Raw genomic sequence first — 21,293 nt, 5'->3', positions numbered from 1 at the left:
TTAGTTGTAAAAATAGAAGTTTGTGTTATCGTATAAGGACATAGCCTTTCAACTGTGCTCCTCCATTACCGAAATCTATCACATAGAAATAGACTCCTTTTGGTAGTATTTTGTCACCGTTTCCACTACCTAAACCGCTGTTAGATTGTCCTTCCCAGTACACGGTTTCGTTATTGTAACCTTTCGTACTGAAAACCAACATTCCTGTTTTGTTGTAGATCTGAACAGTATTTCCTTCAAAGTTTTCTATGCCATCGATGACCCACTTATCATTTTTGCCATCAAAGCCAGGAGAGATACCGTCGTACACGGTGATGTTTTCAGATGGGTTTACGACCATATTGATTCTTAGTGTATCACAGGCTTGGTCTCCAGAAACATCGTCACAAACCACAATTTCAAAAAAGTCGTTACCACTGAGCTGATCGCTTGCTGGAGTGTAGGTCATGCACATATCTTCTCCAAAAGTCACTTCTCCTTTTTCAGGTTCAGTGAGCATACCTGCAAATACTATTTCATCCTGATCGATTTCCACAATATTTAGGCAAACTTCTACAGGCATATCTTTTGGGGTAGTTACATCCAATTCATCTAACACATCACCTCCATCGTCAACAATTACTGGAGCATTGTTTTTAATACCAACTTTCACTTTGAATGATACTATTTTCGTGTCCTTGTCTCTAATTTTACCATCTACTGGAGAAGGCCTGACACCTCCATCATCTTTGACTGTTACGGTGATTGTAGCCTCTCCTCTGGCATCGGGAAGAGGGGTATAGCTCAACGTTCCGTAAGTAGAATCAGGATCATAATCGATAGTAATATCACCTGTAATAGAAGGATCGCTTGAGACTGCGGTAATGGTAAGGTTTTGGTCAAGGTCAGGGTCTCCGTCTGTTATGTTTGTCAATGGGATTACCTGTTTGCCAGCATTTTTTAACACTTCTGCTTGGTCTATAATCTGGTTGAGGGTTGGCGCATCGTTCGATGGAATTACATCAAGTTTGAAATCTATCGTTGTACTATTTTTCCCACCGTTTTCAGTACCTCCATCGTCCAAGACCGTTACCGTAATCGTAACAGTTCCATTGGCTTGAGGTAGAGGAGATATGGTCATCTCAGCAGTTACGTTTCCTGCACTATACAATATACTAGGGTTAGGTACAATTGCTGGGTTAGAACTTGTAGCTACTACCGATACTACTTGTTGGAGTAAATCGGTAGGATCTGCTTTAATAATCATCGATAGTGTCAAAGGAGTCCTTGTCTCGTCCTCAAAATATACTTGATCTTCAACAGGGTTTATCCCAGGAGCATCATTGACAGGAAGGACAACTACAACAAACTCAAATTCTTTGGTGTCTTCTTGTCCCGTTATATCACTGCCTCCATCGTCTTGGACGGTTACTGTAATAGTAGCATTTCCGTACAGATTGTCCTTTGGTTTGTATGTCAGAGTTGCAGTAGGATCTCCATCAGTATATTCAATAACAGGGTTGGGGATTAGCTCAGGATTAGAGCTTGTGGCTGAAACCGTAATAGCTTGAACCCTATCATCATCCCCATCGGAAATACCCGTTAGGTTGATGGTTTGTAAAGGGCTATCCTCCAAAATAGTAACAGTATCTGTCAACGGGTCGATCGTAGGCTTGTCATTAACTTCTGCTACTTCAATCTCAAATTTGATAGTTTTTGAATCCACTCCGCCGTTTGCAGTACCGCCATCATCTTGAACCATCACAGTAATGATAGAGCTGCCATTTACTCCATTAACTGGTGCATATGTCAATATTGCCTCAATATCACCTGAGTCATAGGCAATGTCAGGTACTGGAATGATACCAGGGTTAGAGCTTGTAGCTGAAAGAGTGATTTTTTGACTACCATCGTCGCCATCTCTTATACCTCTTAGGCGTATGGTTTGAGGACCTGAATCTTCCAGTATTTTTTGATCAGATACCGCATCTATGGTAGGAGCATTGTTTCTTCCTTCTACAGTCAACTCAAAAGAGACAGTTGTAGAATCTACTCCATTATTTAACGTTCCCCCATCGTCTTTTACCTTTACAGTAATAGTTGTTACACCATTTTGGTTAGGAACGGGTGAGAAAAGTAGAAGACCTGTATTTTGATTAGGTACATAGTCCACTTCTATTTCTTGGACTAAAGACTTGTTGGAGCTTACTGCTGTAACTGTTAGATTTTGGGTAAAGTCCAAGTCGCCATCTGTTATACCTGCCAAGTTTACTACTTGCTGAGGTCCCGTGCTTTCTCTTATAATCGGAGGGTTAGGTATGTCCGAGATGGTAGGTGCATCATTTACAGGGGTGACCTCTACCAAGAACATAACTGTTTTGCTATTGTCCCCATTATTAGAGACACCACCATCATCCGAAATGGTTACTGTAATTTCAGCAGTACCACTTTTATTGGCTGCGGGCTTATATTTCAATGAGCCATTTGATTCTCCATCAGTATAAATAACAGTGGGGTTAGGTATAAGATCTGTATTGCTGCTTGAGACATTTATGAGAACCCGCTGCTCTCTTTCCACATCACCATCGCTTATGCCCAATAAGCTAATTGTTTGCTCAGCAGCATCTTCCAAAATAGCCGAAGGTGTTCCTATCGGGTCAATTGTAGGTTCATCGTTCACCGAGGTAACGTTTACTACAAAAGTTTTTATCGTTTGGTTATTCTCTGTTCCATCATCTGTAACTCTAACAGTAATAGTCACTTGACCATTTTGTTCAGCTTCTGGAGTAAAACTTAACGTTCCTTCATTACTTCCAGAGCTATAGTTTACCACTGGGTTAGGTATGATACTTGGGTCAGAACTAAGTGCTGTGATAGTGATAGTTTGGTTTACTTCAGCATCACCATCTGTAATACCGGTTAAGTCTACTGTTTTTAGCCCTGAATCTTCCAATACAGTTTGTGTAGCGATATTATCAATAGTAGGGGGGCTGTTTACAGGTAGCACTTCTACGTCGAACGTCCTTTCTTTTATATCAGCGCCATCATCAACCTTAACTGAAATAGTAGCAGTACCATTTTGATCTGTTTCAGGGGTGTATTTCAATATGGCAGTACTTTCCTCTTGCACATAAGTTATGGTTATGTTGTTTATTAAGGTTGTGTTGTTGCTTGTTGCAGTAATAGTAAGTGGTTGTATTATTTCCGCATCTCCATCGCCAATTCCTGTAAGGATAATGGTTTGCTCCCCTGCATTTTCAGGGATAGCATCAGGAGTAGGTATTGCGGCCAAGGTAGGGTCATCGTTAACGGCTGTGACAGTAACATTGAATTTTTCTTCATAAATAGGGGATCCACCGTTAGCGTTACCACTTTCATCGTCGAGAGTAATGGTGATTTCTACTGTTCCATTTGCGTTAGGTACAGGGGTGTATGTTAGCGTTGAAGTACTTTCGTCCCAAACAGGGTCTGGAATAATAGATGTGTTGGAACTCCTTACTGTAAGGTTTACTGTTTGGTTTACGTCAGGGTCACCGTCTCCTATTCCACTTAGCGTGATGGTTTGTTTTGTAGCATCTTCTAAGATAGGAGCTTGGTCACCAACAGGGTCAATAACAGGGGCATCATTCACTGGAGTGATTTCTACTACAAATGATTTTGAGATGGTGGCTATTCCTCCATTGGCGGTACCGCTCTTATCATCCACGGTAACTTGAATCTCCGCAGTGCCGCTAAGGTTTTCGGCAGGGGTATATTTCACCTTGCCGATTTGGTCAGGAGAAGTATATTCTACTTTTAGGTTAGTTATCAAGCCCTTTGGGTCATTTATAGCAGTTGCTGTTACCTCAAGGGTTTGTGCATCGGCAATGTCTCCATCGGTAATCCCCGAGATAAAGATGGTTTGCTCATCGGCGTCTTCCAAAATGGCTGAAGTAGCAATGTCATTGAGTGTAGGCTGATTATTGACATTTAGAACTTCGATATCAAAAGGGGTAAGAGCTACTGGAGCAGAAATATTATCTGTTACACTAATGGTAATGTCTGAATACGTATCAGCATCACCATCTGTAGGAATGCCAGAAAGTTTGCCTGTATTTGTATCAAAGTTAGCCCAACTTGGTTGGTTGGCAATAATATATTTAAGAGCAGCTACGACAGTATCTTCATCAGTTGCTATTGGTTCAAATAAATAAGGGTTTCCTTCTACTACGCTTGTAGCAGGTGATGGGGGAGTTGTAAATTCGGGCAGTCTATTTACATTGATGACGGTTAGGTCGAATACTACAACAGTTTTTTTTATGGGACCATCCTTGTCAGTTACTTTGATAGTAATACCACTAAAAAAGCCAGCATCATCATAATCTGGTGTACCACTAATCTTGCCAGTGTTTGGATCAAATATGAGCCAACTACCTAACCCTGTTGTGTCTTCAATACTATATGTCAATTTATCGCCATGAATAATATCAACATCTTCAACATTTGGTATAAACTCGTAGTATGATTTTTCATTAACCGCAGAAATTGGATTATTGGCTAGAATTTGAGGGGCATCATTTATATTTACAACTTCTATATCAAAAGGAGCTAAGGAAACAGGAGCAGATTTATTATCAGTTACGGAAATTACGATACCCGTATAACTACCTACATCATCATTATCAGGTGTTCCAGAAAACTCGCCAGAATTTGTGTTTATGGTTAACCAATCAGGCTTATTATTAGAGCTTATATAGTAAAATAATTCATCGCCATCATCGTCAGTAGCATCGGCATCAAATGAGAATCCAGTATCTTCATTTATAGAGTAAGATGCATTTGGTGCATTTGAGAATATGGGAGCTTCATTGGTCAGCACTTCAAATACTTCAATATCGAAAGGACCAATAGAGGCACTCAAACCGTCGTCGTCTGTAACGGTAAGTATAATAGCTGATTCAGTACCTTCATCGGCAGGAGCGGGACTACCTGTTAGCTTACCTGTGGTGGTATTTACAGTTAACCAACCAGGCTTGTTGGTAAGCGAAAAAGTAAGCACTTCTCCTGGATCAACTGCAAGGTCAATATCTGTATAGCTAGGTTCGAAAATATAATCAAATCCAATTCCTATAGAACTTGGAGGAGTCCCCGATATAGTAGGAGCGTCGTTTTCATTGGTTACCTCAATGTTGAATGGTCCAAACTCAACGGGAGCTGAATTTCCATCAGTAACGAATATTTTTATGTCAGTATAGTTTTTTACATCGTCATTTTCAGGTGTGCCGCTTAATAACCCGTTGGTTCCATCAAAGGTAGCCCAACCTGGTAGCTTTTCAATAAAATAGCTAAGAGTTTCGCCATCACCATCTGTAGCGGTGAATTTATAAGAATATAATAAGTCTTCCTTAACGGTAGCTGGAGGAGATAACGTGTCTGCAAAAGCTGGAATATCTTTAATAGGGTTAACTATGATGGTCACGTCTTCTTCATCGCTATCGGTTCCGTCAGAGACCCTTATGGTGAACGTGATGTCCCCAACGAAATTTGTTACGGGGGAGATTTTGTTAGAGGCGTCGAATGTGAAATCAGTATAAGGTCCCCCTATGATTTCCAAGGTATGCGTGTCACCAACATCAATGTCTGTGAAATCAATGTCCGAAAGCAGTAGAGTGTAATCAGTGTCCTCGTCAAAGCTGAGATTAGGGTTGATAAGCCCGTTGATCACAGGAGCATCGTTTGTATTGTCCACTGTGATCGTGATCACTTTTTCAGCGCTATAATCAGTGCCGTCATATACCCTTATAATCACACTAATATCCCCTTCGTAATCGGCGTCTGGGGTGATGGTGTTAGTGGCATAGTCAATATTGTCGATATTTGCGTAAGTGCCATTTTTAATTTCCAAGGTATGCGTGTCACCTGCATCATCGTCTGTGAAATCAATGTCCGAAAGCAGTAGGGTGTAATTAGTGTCCTCGTCAAAGCTGAGGTTAGGGTCGGCAAGGCCAATGATCACAGGAGCGGCATTAGGCATTTTACCCTTGCTTGCTAACAAAGTCATAGTAGCGGATTCATCCCCACCATCAACTCCTTTTCCAAAGAGGTTTGAGTGAACTGCACCAAGAATTAATAAAACTAGAAAGTAACTATTGAGTCTCATGTAATATGTTTTATTGCGGAAAATGACGCCAATTGTTAGTGTTGATGTAATAAATTAAGGATTAGTCGTCTTTTTTTGGTTTTTTGCTTTATACCTCGAAAAAGCAAATAGTGAGCCTTTGGCTGCTAGAGGGTAGTAGAGTTGAAGATAATTTTGGTCAAAACTAACTATTTCCCATGTAAGTTTTGGATTGGATATGATAGATTTTGTGAAAAAGTGTTAAGCAAAATCTTGAGAGGGTGGCGTGCTTTATGATGTAAAACTACTGGTTTTTAGCTTAGTACAGCATAAGGGGATGATTAATTTTTAAAGATGGGCTTATTAACCTTTAATTCTTTACTTTTTTTAGGAAAATCCTCAATTTTTATTCCCCTGTCAAAACTCAGTGATGAGTATACCTCTGTTTTTCTTTTACAAAGACTCCTTTTCCCACTATGGGAGAAGAAGGATGTGTATTGTTAGAAAAGTGATATTTTATCTTTTAAAAAGTATATTTTGATGTTGGTTACAAAAAAGCCATCCTAAATTTTTAGGATGGCTTTGGTGTTTTATGTAAAATAATCCGTTGTTTACAACTGCGCTTGAAATGCTTCCCATGCTTTTTCGGCAAGCTGGGCAGTCAAGCTTTCAATGTAATAAGAACCAGCAGCAGGATCGGCAACCTTATCGAAATAAGATTCTTCCCTTAGCATGTTGCTTATGTTTCTTGCTATCCTATCAGCAAAATCGTCCACTTCTTCCAGACCTTCGTTATGGGGCAAAATGGTCAAGTAATTACAAGTACCAATCACGGCCGACATGGCTTGGCTAGTATTCGAAAGCATGTTCAAATACGGGTCTTCCTTGGTCTCCTCGTCTATGATGATGGTTGTACTTCCTTGGATAGTAACTTCCACAGGGCTTATTTCAGCTCCGTAGAACTTGGCTATTTGCTGCACCAACGTTCTCAAGGCTCTTAGCTTGGCTATTTCGCCAAAGTAGTTGTTCGATACCTGTACGCTGAAAGCTATCTTATCAAAAACAGCTTTTACATCTTTTCCTTCTAATTTGTCAACCAAAGCAGTTGTTTGGGCCAATAGGTCTCCCAAATCTCCGTGCAAAGTTGCATCAACTGCTCCTTTTATTACAAAAGCTTTGAAAGCTGGGAGTGAAGCAAGTGCATCGAACACTCCTGCAACGTCGGCATTGGCTACGGGGTAGGAGAGGAGCCCTTTAACCGCCGCAGGGTCGTATCCTTTCTCGCTTACATAAGCAGCCAGTGCATTGGCAAAGGCAACAGGGTTTCCGCTTAGCGAGTAAGAAACTGCGCAGTAAGGAAGTTCTATTCCTTCCAACAACACTGCTAAATCAACAGCATCGCCTACTTCGAACAGCACGCCATCAGCACCGCTTTTTAGTGCCAAAAGTGCTTTTCTGTTTGCCTCTTTGGCATCCGAAGCGTTTATTTTCGGGCTGTTTACCCATGCTCTTGCACCAAGTACTTCGTTGGCATCAAAAGCGGTATTTTGGAAGGCTTTTGCCTCAGGGGTCAAGTCTTCGCTTGTGTAGTAAGGCTTGATGTCGAAACCTTCATCGGTTTTCCAAACCAAGGACTCGTCGTAGTCTTTGCCACGCAAATCTTTGATGATTTGCTCCTTCCATTCCGCTGCGGTAACAGGGCTGAAGTCGCTGAATAAATTTTTATCGTTATTGCTCATTTTCGTCTTAAATTTTAAAGTTGAAAACAGTGAATGGGGTGGGTCGCATTGCCCACCTTTTCCAGTTTATGCCTCTTCAGCGTATTCTTCCAAGAGATCTTCCAAGATTTTCTTAGCTGCTGTAGAGATTACTGTTCCTGGACCGAATACTTCGATTACTCCAGCCTCGTAAAGGAAATCGTAGTCTTTCGGAGGAATTACCCCACCTGCTACTACTTTGATATCCTCACGGCCAATCTTTTTCAACTCGCCTATGAGCGTTGGGATCAACGTTTTGTGACCAGCTGCCAACGACGAAGCACCAATTACGTGAACATCGTTTTCTGCTGCTTGGCGGGCAACTTCTTCAGGTGTTTGGAAAAGAGGTCCCATATCTACATCGAACCCTAAGTCGGCAAAACTGGTAGCAATTACCTTGGCGCCACGGTCGTGACCGTCTTGTCCCATTTTTGCAACCATGATCCTTGGGCGACGGCCTTCTACTTCGGCAAACTTATCGGAAAGAGATTTTGCTTCTTCAAAAGAATCGTTGCCAGCAGCTTCTGCAGAGTAAACTCCAGAAATAGATCTGATCACTGCTTTGTATCTGTCAAATTTCACTTCAAGTGCATCAGAAATTTCACCTAGCGTAGCACGTTTTCTCGCTGCGTCTACGGCCAGTGCCAATAGGTTCTCAGCATCGTTGCTAGAGTCATCGGTGTCGTTCATTTTCTTCTCAGCACAAACGGTGATTGCTCTCAAGGCAGACTGAACATCTTCTTCGTTCCTGTTCGCCCTTATTTCTTTCAAGCGCTCTATCTGACCTTGGAGAACCGCTCCGTTATCAACTTCGAGGATTTCAAATTCTTTGTCCTCTTTCGTTTGGTATTTGTTTACACCAACAATCACGTCTTTGCCAGCATCAATTCTTGCTTGACGGCGAGCTGCGGCTTCTTCAATTCTCATTTTTGGCAATCCGCTTTCAATCGCTTTTGCCATACCACCAAGGTCTTCTACTTCTTGGATCAATTTCCAAGCGCTTTCTACCAATTGGTTGGTCAAATATTCCACATAATAACTACCGCCCCATGGATCCACTACCTTACAGATATCTGTTTTTTGTTGGATGAACTTTTGGGTGTTCCTCGCTATTCTTGCAGAGAAATCGGTTGGAAGAGCGATGGCTTCATCAAGCGAGTTGGTGTGCAACGATTGGGTGTGGCCCAAAGCAGCACCCATTGCCTCAACATACGTTCTGCCTACGTTGTTGAAGGCATCTTGCTCGGTAAGCGACCAGCCAGAAGTTTGAGAGTGGGTTCTCAAAGCCATTGACTTTTTGTTTTGAGGATCGAATTGTTTTACAATTTTAGCCCAAAGCAAACGGCCTGCTCTCATTTTAGCAATTTCCATGAAGTGGTTCATGCCCACTGCCCAGAAGAAGGAAAGACGAGGTGCAAAATCATCTACTTTCAAACCTGCTTTTATACCTGTTTTTATGTATTCCAATCCGTCGGCTAGTGTGTAGGCTAGCTCAATATCGTTGGTAGCACCTGCTTCTTGCATGTGGTAACCACTAATACTGATGGAGTTGAATTTAGGCATGTGCCTAGAAGTATAAGAGAAGATATCTGAGATAACCTTCATACTAGGAAGAGGAGGGTAGATGTAGGTGTTTCTCACCATAAACTCCTTCAAAATATCATTTTGGATAGTTCCGCTCAATAAGCTTCTATCAACACCTTGCTCTTCGGCCGCTACTATGTAAAAAGCCATAATAGGAAGCACGGCACCGTTCATGGTCATCGAAACAGACATTTTGTCCAATGGGATTTGGTCGAAAAGGATTTTCATATCCTCTACCGAGTCGATGGCAACCCCAGCTTTTCCCACATCGCCTACCACACGAGGGTGGTCGGAGTCGTAGCCACGGTGCGTGGCAAGGTCAAATGCTACTGAAAGACCTTTTTGGCCTGCAGCTAAATTTCTTCTATAAAATGCGTTGGATTCGGCAGCTGTACTAAAGCCTGCATACTGGCGGATGGTCCAAGGGCGCATCACATACATGGTAGAATACGGACCTCTTAGGTAAGGAGGGATACCAGCAGCATAATTCAGGTGTGTTAAGTCAGCAATGTCTCCTGCATTGAATACAGGTTTGACGCCAATTTTTTCGGCAGTGCCCCAAATGGGCGCCGAGCTTGGGCTTTCTACGCCAAAATTAGCAGCCTGTTTTTTTACCTCGTCAAACGAGATGTTCTTAAAATCTGGTTTCATAAGTCTCTTTTTACTGATTTTTTAAACTAGGCTTTCAGTTAGAAATAGTTCGAGTTATTCGGTTCAAGTTAAATCGTCCCTTTGCCCCATTTTCGAACAAATTAGCGGATTATAATTTTGAAAAAAACAATTCGAACAACTTCTTTGGATTCTTTGCCTATTGCAAAGAGAGGTTAGCGAATGGTTAACCTCTAATGATGATCAAAAGTAAGAAAGGGGAGGGCAAAGAAAAATGCCCTCCGTTAGGTTTTTAGCTGAGGAAGCTCAATAGAATACCTGCAGCCACCGCAGAACCAATCACACCAGATACGTTTGGTGCCATGGCGTGCATGAGCAAGTGGTTGGTTGGGTCGGCTTTCAAGCCTTCGTGCTGCACAACCCTTGCGCTATCTGGCACGGCAGAAACACCTGCTGCACCTACCAGTGGGTTGATTTTGCCATCTCCTTTTAAGAACAAGTTCATGAACTTGGCGAATAACAAACCGCCAGCCGTAGCTATTACGAAGGATAGTGCACCAAGTACGAAAATCAAGATTGATTTTTCGGTTAAGAATACACTTGCCTGAGTAGATGCGCCTACCGTTACACCCAAAAGGATAGTTACGGAGTCAATCATGGCATTTCTTGCTGTTTCTGCCAAACGGTTGGTCACCATTGATTCTTTCAATAAGTTACCGAAGAAAAGCATACCTAGCAATGGCAATGCACCCGGAGCAATGAAACCTGTAAGCAAAAGTCCTACGATAGGGAAAAGTATTTTCTCTACTTTAGAAACCGCTCTAGGAGGTCTCATTCTTATAAGGCGCTCTTTTTTGCTAGTAAGCAAGTGCATGATAGGCGGCTGGATTACCGGCACAAGAGCCATGTAAGAGTAAGCTGCTATAGCAATTGGACCAATCAGGTTTTGAGTCCCATTAAGTCCGTTTGCCAGCTTGGAGGAGATAAAGATCGCTGTAGGGCCATCTGCACCGCCAATGATACCAATTGCGCCTGCTTCTGCTGGAGAGAAACCTAAAGTAAGCGCACCTAAAAAGGTTAAGAAAATACCGATTTGAGCAGCAGCTCCTAAAAGCATCAGTCTAGGGCTGGAAATCAACGTGGAAAAGTCGGTCATCGCCCCAATTCCCAAGAAAATGAGAGGAGGGTAGATCCCTTTCAATACCCCTTGGTAGAGATAGTTGAGCACACTTCCGTCTTCGTAAATACCGATTTGAAGTCCTGCGCCTTCTACAAAAGGCACGTTGCCTATGATTACACCAAACCCGATGGGCACTAATAGCAATGGCTCATATTCATACCTGATAGCCAGATAGATGAAGATCAGCCCAACTGCTATCATAATTAAGTGACCGGCGGTAACATTGGCGAACCCTGAATATTCTAAAAATTTTAATAAACCGTCCATGTTCTATGTTATGTTCAAAACTGCAGTGCAGCTTTATGTTCAAAAAACAAAAAAATTATTCAATCTCTACCAAGACTTGTCCTTGTAGCACGCTTTCGCCTGTAGCTACTTTGATAGACTTAATTACCCCGCCAGCTTCAGAAAGTACTTTGTTCTCCATTTTCATGGCTTCCATTGTCAATAGCGTATCTTCTTTCTTCACAGTGTCCCCTTCTTTTACCATAAGAGCGATGATAGTACCTGGGAGTGGTGCTTTGATTTGCTTTAGAGCGCCTCCAGTAGCAAGTGGTTTTGGCTTGCTCGTAGTTGGGGTTTTTGCCCTAACAAGTCTAGGAGTTTTGGTTTTTTTAACTTCTTGGTGAAGTTGTACTTCGTATTCGGTTCCGTTTACTTCGATTTCGGCAATATTATCTTCAAAGTTTTTGATATTGACTTGGTAGTCGTTGCCGTTTATCGTGAATTTATAATTTTTCATGGCAGTAGTAAATACAGTTTAAAATTAGGATTAAACAGAAGGGAGGTGGTAATTTGGAAGATCCCTTCGGTGCACGCTATAAATTTTAGAGCTCCAAGGGGAATAGGTCCTTGAAGTTTTTTCGATGGTTATGATCGGATCCTCCTCATCGTGCTGTTCGTTAAAATAAAGGAACAATGCGGTGCTAATAGCAGCATTTACCTCGCCTGTAAGCTTTTTTGGCTTATCTTCAGTAGCTCCTTCTGCCGCAGCTTTTTTAAGCTTAGGCTTTGGTGCGTTCATAATGAGCGCAAGAACTTTTGGGACACTACTAAAAACCAAATACAAGACAACAAGGGCTGTGAATACAATTAAGTATCCAACTACGGAGAGCATGATCCCTTCTTCGTCTATCAATGATAAATCTATAAAACTTAGCATTTTTTCTCTGTTTGATTTGATGGCAGAAAATATAGCTGCGGCTAAGAAAAGCCGCAGCGAATTTTAATTACAATGGAATGTTTCCGTGTTTTCTTGGTGGGTTGCTATCCTTTTTGGTAGCGAGCGTTTGGAATGCCCTAATCACCCTGAACCTTGTGTTTCTAGGCTCGATCACGTCATCAATGTATCCATATTTTGCTGCCTCGTATGGGTTGGCAAATTTCTCACGATACTCATCTTCTTTCTCGGTTAAGAATTTCTCCTTCTCGTTCGGATCTTCGAGTTCTCTCAGTTTTCTGAAGTGAAGAACTTCGATAGCACCTTTTGGTCCCATTACCGCAATTTCGCCAGATGGCCAAGCGTAGTTGATGTCACCTCTAAGGTGTTTAGAACTCATTACATCATAAGCACCACCATACGCCTTACGGGTAATGATAGTCACTTTAGGTACGGTAGCTTCGCCATAAGCATAAAGCAATTTGGCTCCGTGGATGATGATACCACCATATTCTTGGGTACTGCCCGGTAAGAAACCTGGTACGTCTACTAAAGTAAGGATTGGAATGTTGAAGGCATCGCAGAAACGAACAAACCTTGCTGCTTTTCTTGAAGCATCTATATCAAGCACACCAGCTAGGTAACTTGGCTGGTTGGCTACAATACCTACTGGCATTCCGTTAAATTTGGCATAACCAACTACGATGTTCCTTGCATATTGTCTCTGAACTTCCAAGAACTCTCCGTCATCGGCAATAGAATAGATGATGTCTTTGATGTCGTAAGGTACGTTGGCGCTTTCAGGAATGATCTCGTTCAAGTGATCGTCCAATCTGTCAATTGGGTCTTCACAAGTAGTCAATGGAGGATCTTCGAGGTTGTTTTGTGGCAAGTAGCTCATCAATTTTCTCAAGAGAAGTAGCCCTTCTTCCTCGTCTTCTGCTACGAAGTGGGTAACACCTGATTTGGTAGCATGGACAGTAGCTCCACCCAATTCCTCGTCGGTAATATCTTCACCAGTAACCGTTTTTGATACCTTAGGTCCAGTTACGAACATGTAACTAGTTTTGTCCACCATAATGATGAAGTCGGTAAGGGCAGGAGAGTACACCGCACCACCAGCACAAGGGCCGAAAATAGCAGAAAGCTGAGGGACAACGCCCGAAGCCATGATGTTTCTCTGGAAAATGTCGGCATAACCCGCCAAACTTTTCACGCCTTCTTGGATACGAGCTCCACCACTATCGTTGATGCCTATAATAGGCGCTCCAACTTTCATGGCTTGGTCCATAATCTTACAGATCTTTCTGGCGTACGCCCTAGAAAGAGAGCCGCCGAATACGGTAAAATCTTGGAAGTAAACAAATACGATACGACCGTCGATCGTGCCATGACCTGTTACTACACCATCTGAAAGGTACTTTTGTTTGTCAAGCCCAAAGTCGGTACTAGTGTGTGTTACAAACATGTCGTATTCCTCGAAGCTGCCTTCGTCCAATAGCATTTCGATACGTTCGCGGGCAGTAAATTTGCCTTTAGCATGTTGTGCGTCAATACGTTTTTCGCCACCACCCAAGCGAGCTTCTTTCCTTTTGTCAATAAGCTCTTTAATTCTTTCGCTGTTAGTTGCCATGTTTTTATTCTGCTTTATTTTCGCATAATTCTGTTAAAACTCCTTGTGTAGATTTTGGGTGAAGGAAGGCAATATCTAGCCCTTCAGCACCTTTGCGAGGCTTCTCGTCAATAAGCCTTACGCCCTTGTCTTTCACAGTGTTTAGTACTCCTTGTAGGTCTTTCACTGCATAGGCTATATGGTGGATTCCCTCGCCTTTTTTGGCGATAAATTTCCCAATGGGTCCTTCAGGATCGGTTGATTCTAGTAGCTCTATTTTAGTTTGTCCAACTTGAAAAAAAGCTGTTTTCACTTTTTGTTCTGCTACTTCTTCAATACTGTAACATTTCATACCAAGTACTTCTTCATAGTACTTGATAGATTCTTCGAGGTTTTTTACCGCTATCCCGAGGTGTTCTATATGTGTGGGTATCATGTTATTAAAAACAGTTAAATGGATTATTTTTAAACACGTCCAAAGCTAAACAAGCCCTGTAAGGTAAGTTATGATACCTGTCATGTTTTTTTATGAATGTTTCTATGATAGAAACCTTATGTTTTGTCCTTTAGCGAGGAATTAATTGTAATAAAATCCTTTGTTGTGTTTTATAAAATTTTGTGTGTTAAGGTATTGTGAATATTTGTTTTGTAGATATTTTATAATTTGAAATACCCTGTAAAGCAAATGTGAGCAAGTTTTGCGGTGTTTATTAATACTCGCCTTGGCAAATTTAAAATATGTACGGTATTGAACATAATATTCACGGAAGCGGACAAGTTAAATGACATGCCAATAGTTTGATTTGAGTATAAAAAGTTGATATGTAGATGTTTATATTGTTTAGGCACAGCCATTGCAATTGTGGTTAATGTCAGATTAATTATTTATAAGAATAGATAAATCTTTTTGGGCTCAGTCCCGTAAAAATATTTGATTGTTGTAGTTTTAATAATTGTGGTTGTTAAGAGCTATCCCTTTGGGATAGCTTTTTTCTATTTAAGGGGGTGGTGTAAAAAAAAGAAGAAATTTGATAATTTAGTGCCCGTATTTTTATGGATTTTAAACACCAATTAATGTATAAAAACACGATAGAGTAGTTCCTTTTTAAAAGTGTAATCCATCTTATTTTTAGGTGTTTATGAGGACTAATCCAGCATCGAAATTATTAAAAACTCTTCACTAGTAACTAGCATCCAGCAACTAGCAATCTTCCGTAAGGGCTGTATAGTTGATGCTTGATTCCAATTAATACTTTGGGTTACCTAGATTACAGTGTATTTTAGCCACAAAAAATTAGCACAATGAAAATAGAAATAAACCGGGTGGACGAAGATTTCCACATGATAGCCGAAAACGAAGACGGCAACAAAATAGAATTGGACGGCTCGCCAGCTATTGGCGGACATAATAAAGGGATGCGCCCTATGCAGCTTTTGTTGGCGGGCGTAGGAAGTTGCAGCGCCATTGATGTGATAAGCATTCTTAAGAAGCAGAAACAAGACCTGAAGAGTATTAAGATAACAGTAGATGGCGACCGAGATGCCGATGTAGTGCCTTCACTCTTCACAGATATCAATATTCATTTTACCTTGGGTGGAGATCTTGATTCGGTCAAGGTAGAGAGAGCCATTCAGCTTTCAATGGATAAATATTGTTCTGTTTCCAAAACACTAGAGCCAACAGCCAACATCACCCATTCTTATGAGATAGTTGGGTAAGGGTGTTCTTATTGAAAAAGATAAAAATCCATTGCAAGAGTTAGTACTCTCGCAAAGGATTTTTTTTATTGAATTTGTCCTTTGTAAGCTTCCAAATTCATCTGGGTTGTTTGGGTCTGTGGAAGCCGAGCAGCTTCTGGGCGGGTCGTGGCATTTTTTTTCAAAAAAATCTTCAATTTTTGAAACTTTAAAAAGTGTGCCGCAGTTTAGTGTCTATCTATTTAATGTATAGACATATAAATAAAAACTCATGCAAGACTCAATCCTTTTTAAAGAAGCAAAACTAGGAAACGTAACACTTAAGAATAAAGTAGTGATGGCGCCTATGACACGTAGCAGAGCTATCGATAATGCCCCTAATGACTTAATGGCGACGTATTACCGCCAGCGTTCGGAAGCAGGTTTGATCATTACCGAAGGAGCATCTCCCTCGGTCAATGGTTTGGGCTATTCGCGCATCCCCGGTATTTTCACGACGGAGCAGGTTGAGGGGTGGAAAAAGGTAACTAGTGCTGTGCACGAAAATAATTCAAGGATTTTTATTCAGTTGATGCACACGGGCAGGGTAGGGCATGTGCTCAACTTGCCAGAAGGGGCTGAGGTAGTAGCTCCAACGGCAGAAGTTGCTCCTGGGGAAATGTACACCGATCAAGAAGGTCTCAAAGAGCATACCCAACCGAGGTTGATGAATACTGATGACATAGCCCAAGCTAAGCAAGAATTTGTGGATGCGGCTAAAAATACCGTTGAAGCTGGTTTTGATGGGATTGAGCTGCATGCAGCCAATGGGTATTTGCTAGAGCAGTTCATAAATCCAGGCACCAACCAGCTTACCAACGAATATGGAGGTAGTGTGGAAAATAGATTAAGGTTTGTATTAGAAGTTGCCCAAGCTTCGGCCGATGCCATAGGTGCAGACAAGGTAGGGATCAGGGTTTCTCCTTATGGTGTGTTTAATGGAGTAACTCCCGTTTACGATGAGTTGGAAGAAGCTTACACTACACTTGCTGCAGAACTTGGGAAAATAGGTTTGGCGTACATTCACATTGTAGATCATTCGGCAATGGGTGCCCCTGAAGTCCCTGTTGCTATCAAAGAAAAAATAAGGGATGCTTTTGGCGGCACGTTCATTATCAGTGGTGGGTACGATAAGCAAAAAGCCGAGGCAGATTTGGAAGAAGGTTTGGGACATCTGGTCGCTTTCGGCAGGTCATTTATTTCTAATCCCGATTTGGTTTCAAGAATGAAAGCTGGTGCGGAACTTCAAGCTCCCGATATGGATACGTTCTACACCCCTGGTGAAAAAGGCTATACCGATTACTCCGCTTTGGAACAAGCAAAAGCATAAATTGAATTACCAGCTATCAATATCAACCACAATTGCCAAAGCCGATGGGGGAAGCCCTGTCGGCTTTTTTTGATGATAAGAAAATGGGTTTTATCAAGCTTTACATTGTTTTAATTTACATTTGAAAAAATCCATCTTTAATTCTAAATCTTGCTTAAATGCTACATCGAATTCAGTTTATTATTTTATTATCAGTCTGTATGGCTTCATGCTCAACTTCGAAAGAAGAAGAGAAAGATACAGCATTGGTGAATTATTTGAATTTTAAAAAAATCCGCCTTGACGGCTTTGTGGCAGGAAATGGTAATCTAACGAGGGATGTTAGGTTTAAAGCCGAGCTGGATAAAGTATTAGGGCTTATGGATAGCATCCAATTTGATGAAGTAATAGGTTCTGTTCAGGTTCGTGAGGACCGCAAAAACGATTTAGTAGAGCTATATAATTCATCTGCTGAAAAGGATATCAATGTGATAAAACTGGCTTTCGTAGATGCTTATTATAATGAGATATTGGATGGTTATTACTTTTTTGATAAAGTTGAGCCAGTAGTAGTGAATAAAGGTAATGATGATTTGTTTTTCTACTTACATGCAAGTAGTTCCGCAATAATTCCAAATCTTTTCAAAGTTGAAGGTGATTCAATGCAAAAGCTAGAGTATAACTCAAACCGACCTATTAGTGTAAATTTATCAAACCTAGTTTTTGACTCATTATATGACCAAATTCCAGTTACTGTTAAAGATAAGGCTGATTTTATTTATATGATTCCTACAAGGTATGGAGATAAGTCTATGGGTATCAGTTTGGAAGAGGATATTAAGTAAAAAATAAGTGGTGATATTATAATACATATCACCACTTATTTTTATACAAACTATTTAGACATGCTCTTACTCCATCTCAATCCTCTTGATTTTACCCACCAAGAAAATATAGCTCATTGCCCCCATAAGGGTCAGTGCGCAGATGAAGACCAGTGCTGGGGCAAAGTCCCCATCTTTCACCAAAAAACCAATGGTAATGGGAACGACTATAGTGGAAAGCCCTCCAATGAAATTGAATGTTCCTCCTGTTAGCCCAATCAGTTTTTTTGGTGCTAGTAGGGAAACAAACACCCAAGCGATGGAGGCCAGGCCATTCCCAAAAAAAGCGGTGGACATAAAGAAGGTTACCCAAAACGGGTCAGAGGTATAGTTTGCCCCTATAATGGAGGTAGAGAGGAGCAGTCCTGTTACTATCGGTGCTTTTCGAGCCGTGGCAACCGATACGTTTCTTTTGGTCAGGTAATCGGATACGAAGCCTGAAAGCAAGACTCCAAAAAAGGCAAATATAAAGGGGATGGATGCCATTATTCCTGATTGAAGAAAGTCCATTCCTTTGTATTCTACCAAGTATTTTGGAAACCAAGTTAGGAAAAAGATCAGGGTAGCGCCTAAGCCAAACTGCCCTAAGTAAACGCCCCAAAGTTTTCGCTTGCTCAGCACCAATGCCAAATGGCTCCATTGGAATTTTTCCTCTTCATCGCCTTCTGATTCGGCGTCGTCCAGAATTGCTCCACCTTCTTCTATATGTGCAAGTTCAGCCTTGTTCACGCCTTTGTGCTGAGTGGGAGAGCGGTAGAAAAAGTACCATATTACTCCCCATAGCAACCCTATTCCTCCAGTTAGGAAGAAGAGCGCACGCCAACCAAAGTAGTGTTCGATGGCAATGAGGGCTGGCGTAAGAAATGCCAAGCCGATAAACTGCCCAGAAGTGTAAAGGGCAATTGCCCCCGCACGTTCGTTGTCGGGAAACCAGCTTGTTACTATGCGGTTGTTCATTGGGTACGAAGGTGCTTCAAAAGCTCCAATCAAAATCCGCAAGGCAACAATTACCACGAAACCTACGGCAAACCCTTGCAATATGGTGGCTATAGACCAGCCTATCAGGCAGATACTGTACAGCATTTTGATGCCAAGCCTATCGGCCAGCACCCCACCGGGGATTTGTAACGTAGCATATGTCCAGCCAAATGCGGAGAAAATATACCCCATCTGTACTGTGTCAAGTTCAAGCTCTTTGCTGATAAACGGTGCGGCCACGGAGATATTGCTCCGGTCCATGTAGTTGATCACTACGTTCACAAAAACAGCAGCCAAAATTGTATACCGAACTTTCGTCGGTTTGTTATTTTCGGTTTTGTTAGTCATTGTTCCTACCATTCTGCTACGCTCCCATCTTCATGACGCCATACTGGATTTTTCCAGTTGTGCCCCTCTTTTGCCATTTTCCTAACATATTCCTCATTTACTTCAATGCCTAGCCCAGGGCCAGAAGGAATATTGACAAAACCATTTTCATACTTGAACACCGATTTGTCCACTATGTAGTCGAGCAAGTCGCTTCCTCGGTTGTAATGAATACCCAAGCTTTGCTCTTGGATAAAGGCGTTGTAGCAAGAAGCATCTACTTGCAAGCAAGCTGCCAGTGCAATAGGCCCTAGCGGGCAATGGGGCGCAGCGGCTACATCATAAGCTTCGGCCATCGAGAAAATCTTTTTGCACTCGGTAATGCCTCCTGCATGGCAAAGGTCGGGCTGGATGATATCCACTGCTCCGCTTGCCAATAGGTCTTTGAACTGCCAACGGCTAAACATACGCTCGCCCGTGGCTATCGGAATAGAAGTGATATTTGCTATTGCTTTTAGGGCTTCGTTATTTTCTGGAAGCACTGGCTCTTCTATAAACATAGGGTGGAATTGCTCCAGCTCTTTTGCCATCACTTTTGCCATCGCTTTGTGCAGCCTTCCGTGGAAATCGATCCCCACATCAACGGTATAACCAACCGCCTCACGGAGCTGGGCAACTCTTTCCAGCACCCATTCTATTTTACTGTAAGAATCTATAATTTGTAACTCATTGGTAGCATTCATCTTCACGGCGGTGAACCCGTTCTTTTTCGCTTCCAATACTTGGTTGGCTACGTCCGATGGCCTATCACCCGCAATCCATGAATAAACTTGGATTTTGTCTCGGGTTTTTCCGCCCATTAGTTCGTAGATAGGGGCATTGAAAAACTTGCCTTTTATATCCCAAAGGGCTTGGTCGATACCTGAGAGGGCACTCATAAAAACGGGACCGCCTCGATAAAAACCGCCTCGGTAAAGCGTATTCCAATGGTCTTCAATGTGCATAGGATCTTTCCCTATCATCTGCTGCATTAGTTCCTCCACGGCAGCTTTCACAGTGTCGGCTTTTCCTTCTACTATCGGTTCGCCCCACCCTGATATTCCTTCGTCGGTATCAATTTTGAGGAATAGCCATCTTGGCGAAACTTTGAACAATTCAAAACTTCTGATTTTCATATTTATTTAGATACGGTTTAGTTATGTTTTGCGCTAAAGAATGTTATTAGTAAGTTTTAGACAAGCTTCTAAAGGTATGAATTGATAGGTAGAAAGTAAGGATATGAATACATGATTTGTGTGAAAACCTTTGCGCAACTTGTCTTAGTCTGTTATTGTCCTAACAGGTTCAATTTGTGAACCTTACTGCCTCCAATTCTTGCCATTGTCCTTCCTTTTAGCTTATTTAAGGAGAAGCATATTTTTAATTACTTCACTACGCCCCAAGAAAATGGAAAGCTATTGAACCTGATTGCCCTTGTGTTTATTATCAGTTTTTTTTCCTGTGAGAAAAAAGTAGCTGCACAAGTTCCTCCACCACCTTCTGGTGTAATCCCTCGGACAGAGCAAGTTGCCTACTAACAAATGGGACTGATTGGGTTTATCCATTATACCGTGAATGCTTTTATCGACAAGGAATGGGGCATGGGAGATGAAAGTCATCTCTTATATATCTTAACCCCCATTACGTTTCCTAAACTCAGTGATCTCTACAAACGCCTTCTTCCAGGCATCCATGTCCCTTTTGTTGAGGGCATCGTCGATGTGGACAGAATCTTTGCTTCTAAAATCCCCTCCTAAGCGCAGATAGGGTCTTCTCGGATGACCGTTAGGAATCCTTTCACAGGTTCTGACTAGTGGTTTTCATCATGCATGCAGCGGGAGTTGACATACAGCATGGTTTGTAAGTCCCTAATTTCATCTTTCACTCCTCGGGCTTTTTTCCAAGTAGAAGTGATGGCCTTTTCATTTAGTAATTTACGTAACGTTCTTTCGGGATCCATTGCGGTTTTATTTTGAGGTGAATACGCAATTAAGAACTTTCTAGCTAATTATCAAATAGTTAGCATATTTTCATGTAGAAAA

Annotated in this window: 15 protein-coding genes; 4 read left to right on the top strand and 11 right to left on the bottom strand. The window is 41.7% G+C overall.

The window, feature by feature from the left end; all coding sequences use genetic code 11:
* Nucleotides 1-25 precede the first annotated feature (25 nt).
* From R9C00_17765 to mce, 8 genes are all read right to left on the bottom strand, one after another.
* Complete coding sequence (locus R9C00_17765) at nt 26-6,118, bottom strand: Ig-like domain-containing protein (protein ID WPO33551.1); 6,093 nt, start codon at nt 6,116-6,118, stop codon at nt 26-28.
* A gap of 569 nt (nt 6,119-6,687) precedes the next feature.
* Nucleotides 6,688-7,815, bottom strand: coding sequence for a methylmalonyl-CoA mutase family protein (locus R9C00_17760; protein WPO33550.1), 1,128 nt, complete (start codon nt 7,813-7,815; stop codon nt 6,688-6,690).
* Nucleotides 7,816-7,881: 66 nt separating this feature from the next.
* On the bottom strand, nt 7,882-10,068 hold the full coding sequence (gene scpA / locus R9C00_17755; GenBank protein ID WPO33549.1) for a methylmalonyl-CoA mutase: 2,187 nt from the start codon (nt 10,066-10,068) through the stop codon (nt 7,882-7,884).
* A gap of 250 nt (nt 10,069-10,318) precedes the next feature.
* Nucleotides 10,319-11,473 (bottom strand): sodium ion-translocating decarboxylase subunit beta, encoded by a 1,155-nt coding sequence (locus R9C00_17750; protein ID WPO33548.1) that lies wholly within the window; start codon nt 11,471-11,473, stop codon nt 10,319-10,321.
* Nucleotides 11,474-11,528: 55 nt separating this feature from the next.
* A complete protein-coding gene (locus tag R9C00_17745; protein WPO33547.1) occupies nt 11,529-11,948 on the bottom strand; it encodes a biotin/lipoyl-containing protein in 420 nt (139 codons plus the stop codon).
* A gap of 30 nt (nt 11,949-11,978) precedes the next feature.
* Entirely contained in the window at nt 11,979-12,368 is a 390-nt protein-coding gene (locus R9C00_17740) for an OadG family protein (GenBank protein ID WPO33546.1), read from the bottom strand.
* A 67-nt stretch (nt 12,369-12,435) separates the two neighbouring features.
* Nucleotides 12,436-13,998: an acyl-CoA carboxylase subunit beta gene (locus R9C00_17735; GenBank protein ID WPO33545.1), complete on the bottom strand. Its 1,563-nt coding sequence runs from the start codon at nt 13,996-13,998 to the stop codon at nt 12,436-12,438.
* 4 nt (nt 13,999-14,002) lie between these two features.
* Complete coding sequence (gene mce / locus R9C00_17730; protein WPO33544.1) at nt 14,003-14,413, bottom strand: methylmalonyl-CoA epimerase; 411 nt, start codon at nt 14,411-14,413, stop codon at nt 14,003-14,005.
* Nucleotides 14,414-15,279: 866 nt separating this feature from the next.
* Between mce and R9C00_17725 the strand changes: the two genes are divergently transcribed.
* The 3 genes from R9C00_17725 (at nt 15,280) to R9C00_17715 (ending at nt 17,868) form a co-directional block, all read left to right on the top strand.
* Nucleotides 15,280-15,696 carry an OsmC family protein gene (locus tag R9C00_17725; GenBank protein ID WPO33543.1) on the top strand — a complete coding sequence of 139 codons (417 nt, stop codon included), beginning with the start codon at nt 15,280-15,282 and terminating at the stop codon, nt 15,694-15,696.
* A gap of 250 nt (nt 15,697-15,946) precedes the next feature.
* Nucleotides 15,947-17,044 carry an alkene reductase gene (locus R9C00_17720; protein ID WPO33542.1) on the top strand — a complete coding sequence of 366 codons (1,098 nt, stop codon included), beginning with the start codon at nt 15,947-15,949 and terminating at the stop codon, nt 17,042-17,044.
* Nucleotides 17,045-17,202: 158 nt separating this feature from the next.
* Nucleotides 17,203-17,868: a hypothetical protein gene (locus R9C00_17715; GenBank protein WPO33541.1), complete on the top strand. Its 666-nt coding sequence runs from the start codon at nt 17,203-17,205 to the stop codon at nt 17,866-17,868.
* Between the two features lie 66 nt (nt 17,869-17,934).
* On the opposite strand, the gene R9C00_17710 is transcribed toward R9C00_17715, so the two are convergent.
* Entirely contained in the window at nt 17,935-19,233 is a 1,299-nt protein-coding gene (locus R9C00_17710; GenBank protein ID WPO33540.1) for an MFS transporter, read from the bottom strand.
* A gap of 5 nt (nt 19,234-19,238) precedes the next feature.
* A complete protein-coding gene (dgoD, locus tag R9C00_17705) occupies nt 19,239-20,387 on the bottom strand; it encodes a galactonate dehydratase (protein WPO33539.1) in 1,149 nt (382 codons plus the stop codon).
* A 405-nt stretch (nt 20,388-20,792) separates the two neighbouring features.
* On the opposite strand from dgoD, the gene R9C00_17700 reads away from it, so the two are divergent.
* The gene (locus tag R9C00_17700; GenBank protein ID WPO33538.1) at nt 20,793-21,008 is read left to right on the top strand and encodes a hypothetical protein; all 216 of its coding nucleotides are present in this window, start codon (nt 20,793-20,795) and stop codon (nt 21,006-21,008) included.
* A 53-nt stretch (nt 21,009-21,061) separates the two neighbouring features.
* Here the strand turns inward: R9C00_17700 and R9C00_17695 are convergent, their stop codons facing one another.
* Complete coding sequence (locus R9C00_17695) at nt 21,062-21,211, bottom strand: hypothetical protein (GenBank protein ID WPO33537.1); 150 nt, start codon at nt 21,209-21,211, stop codon at nt 21,062-21,064.
* Nucleotides 21,212-21,293 lie beyond the last annotated feature (82 nt).

The organism is Flammeovirgaceae bacterium SG7u.111 (assembly GCA_034044135.1).
Lineage (GTDB): Bacteria > Bacteroidota > Bacteroidia > Cytophagales > Flammeovirgaceae.
This window is presented reverse-complemented; position numbering and strand designations above follow the sequence as displayed.

Bases quoted from the DNA above. Each gene is read 5' to 3' on its own strand.
- R9C00_17710 (WPO33540.1), bottom strand. From the start codon at position 19,233: ATGACTAACAAAACCGAAAATAACAAACCGACGAAAGTTCGGTATACA.
- R9C00_17725 (WPO33543.1), top strand. From the start codon at position 15,280: ATGAAAATAGAAATAAACCGGGTGGACGAAGATTTCCACATGATAGCC.
- R9C00_17745 (WPO33547.1), bottom strand. From the start codon at position 11,948: ATGAAAAATTATAAATTCACGATAAACGGCAACGACTACCAAGTCAAT.
- mce (WPO33544.1), bottom strand. From the start codon at position 14,413: ATGATACCCACACATATAGAACACCTCGGGATAGCGGTAAAAAACCTC.
- R9C00_17700 (WPO33538.1), top strand. From the start codon at position 20,793: ATGGGACTGATTGGGTTTATCCATTATACCGTGAATGCTTTTATCGAC.
- R9C00_17695 (WPO33537.1), bottom strand. From the start codon at position 21,211: ATGGATCCCGAAAGAACGTTACGTAAATTACTAAATGAAAAGGCCATC.
- R9C00_17760 (WPO33550.1), bottom strand. From the start codon at position 7,815: ATGAGCAATAACGATAAAAATTTATTCAGCGACTTCAGCCCTGTTACC.
- R9C00_17735 (WPO33545.1), bottom strand. From the start codon at position 13,998: ATGGCAACTAACAGCGAAAGAATTAAAGAGCTTATTGACAAAAGGAAA.
- R9C00_17765 (WPO33551.1), bottom strand. From the start codon at position 6,118: ATGAGACTCAATAGTTACTTTCTAGTTTTATTAATTCTTGGTGCAGTT.
- R9C00_17720 (WPO33542.1), top strand. From the start codon at position 15,947: ATGCAAGACTCAATCCTTTTTAAAGAAGCAAAACTAGGAAACGTAACA.
- scpA (WPO33549.1), bottom strand. From the start codon at position 10,068: ATGAAACCAGATTTTAAGAACATCTCGTTTGACGAGGTAAAAAAACAG.
- R9C00_17740 (WPO33546.1), bottom strand. From the start codon at position 12,368: ATGCTAAGTTTTATAGATTTATCATTGATAGACGAAGAAGGGATCATG.
- R9C00_17715 (WPO33541.1), top strand. From the start codon at position 17,203: ATGCTACATCGAATTCAGTTTATTATTTTATTATCAGTCTGTATGGCT.
- dgoD (WPO33539.1), bottom strand. From the start codon at position 20,387: ATGAAAATCAGAAGTTTTGAATTGTTCAAAGTTTCGCCAAGATGGCTA.
- R9C00_17750 (WPO33548.1), bottom strand. From the start codon at position 11,473: ATGGACGGTTTATTAAAATTTTTAGAATATTCAGGGTTCGCCAATGTT.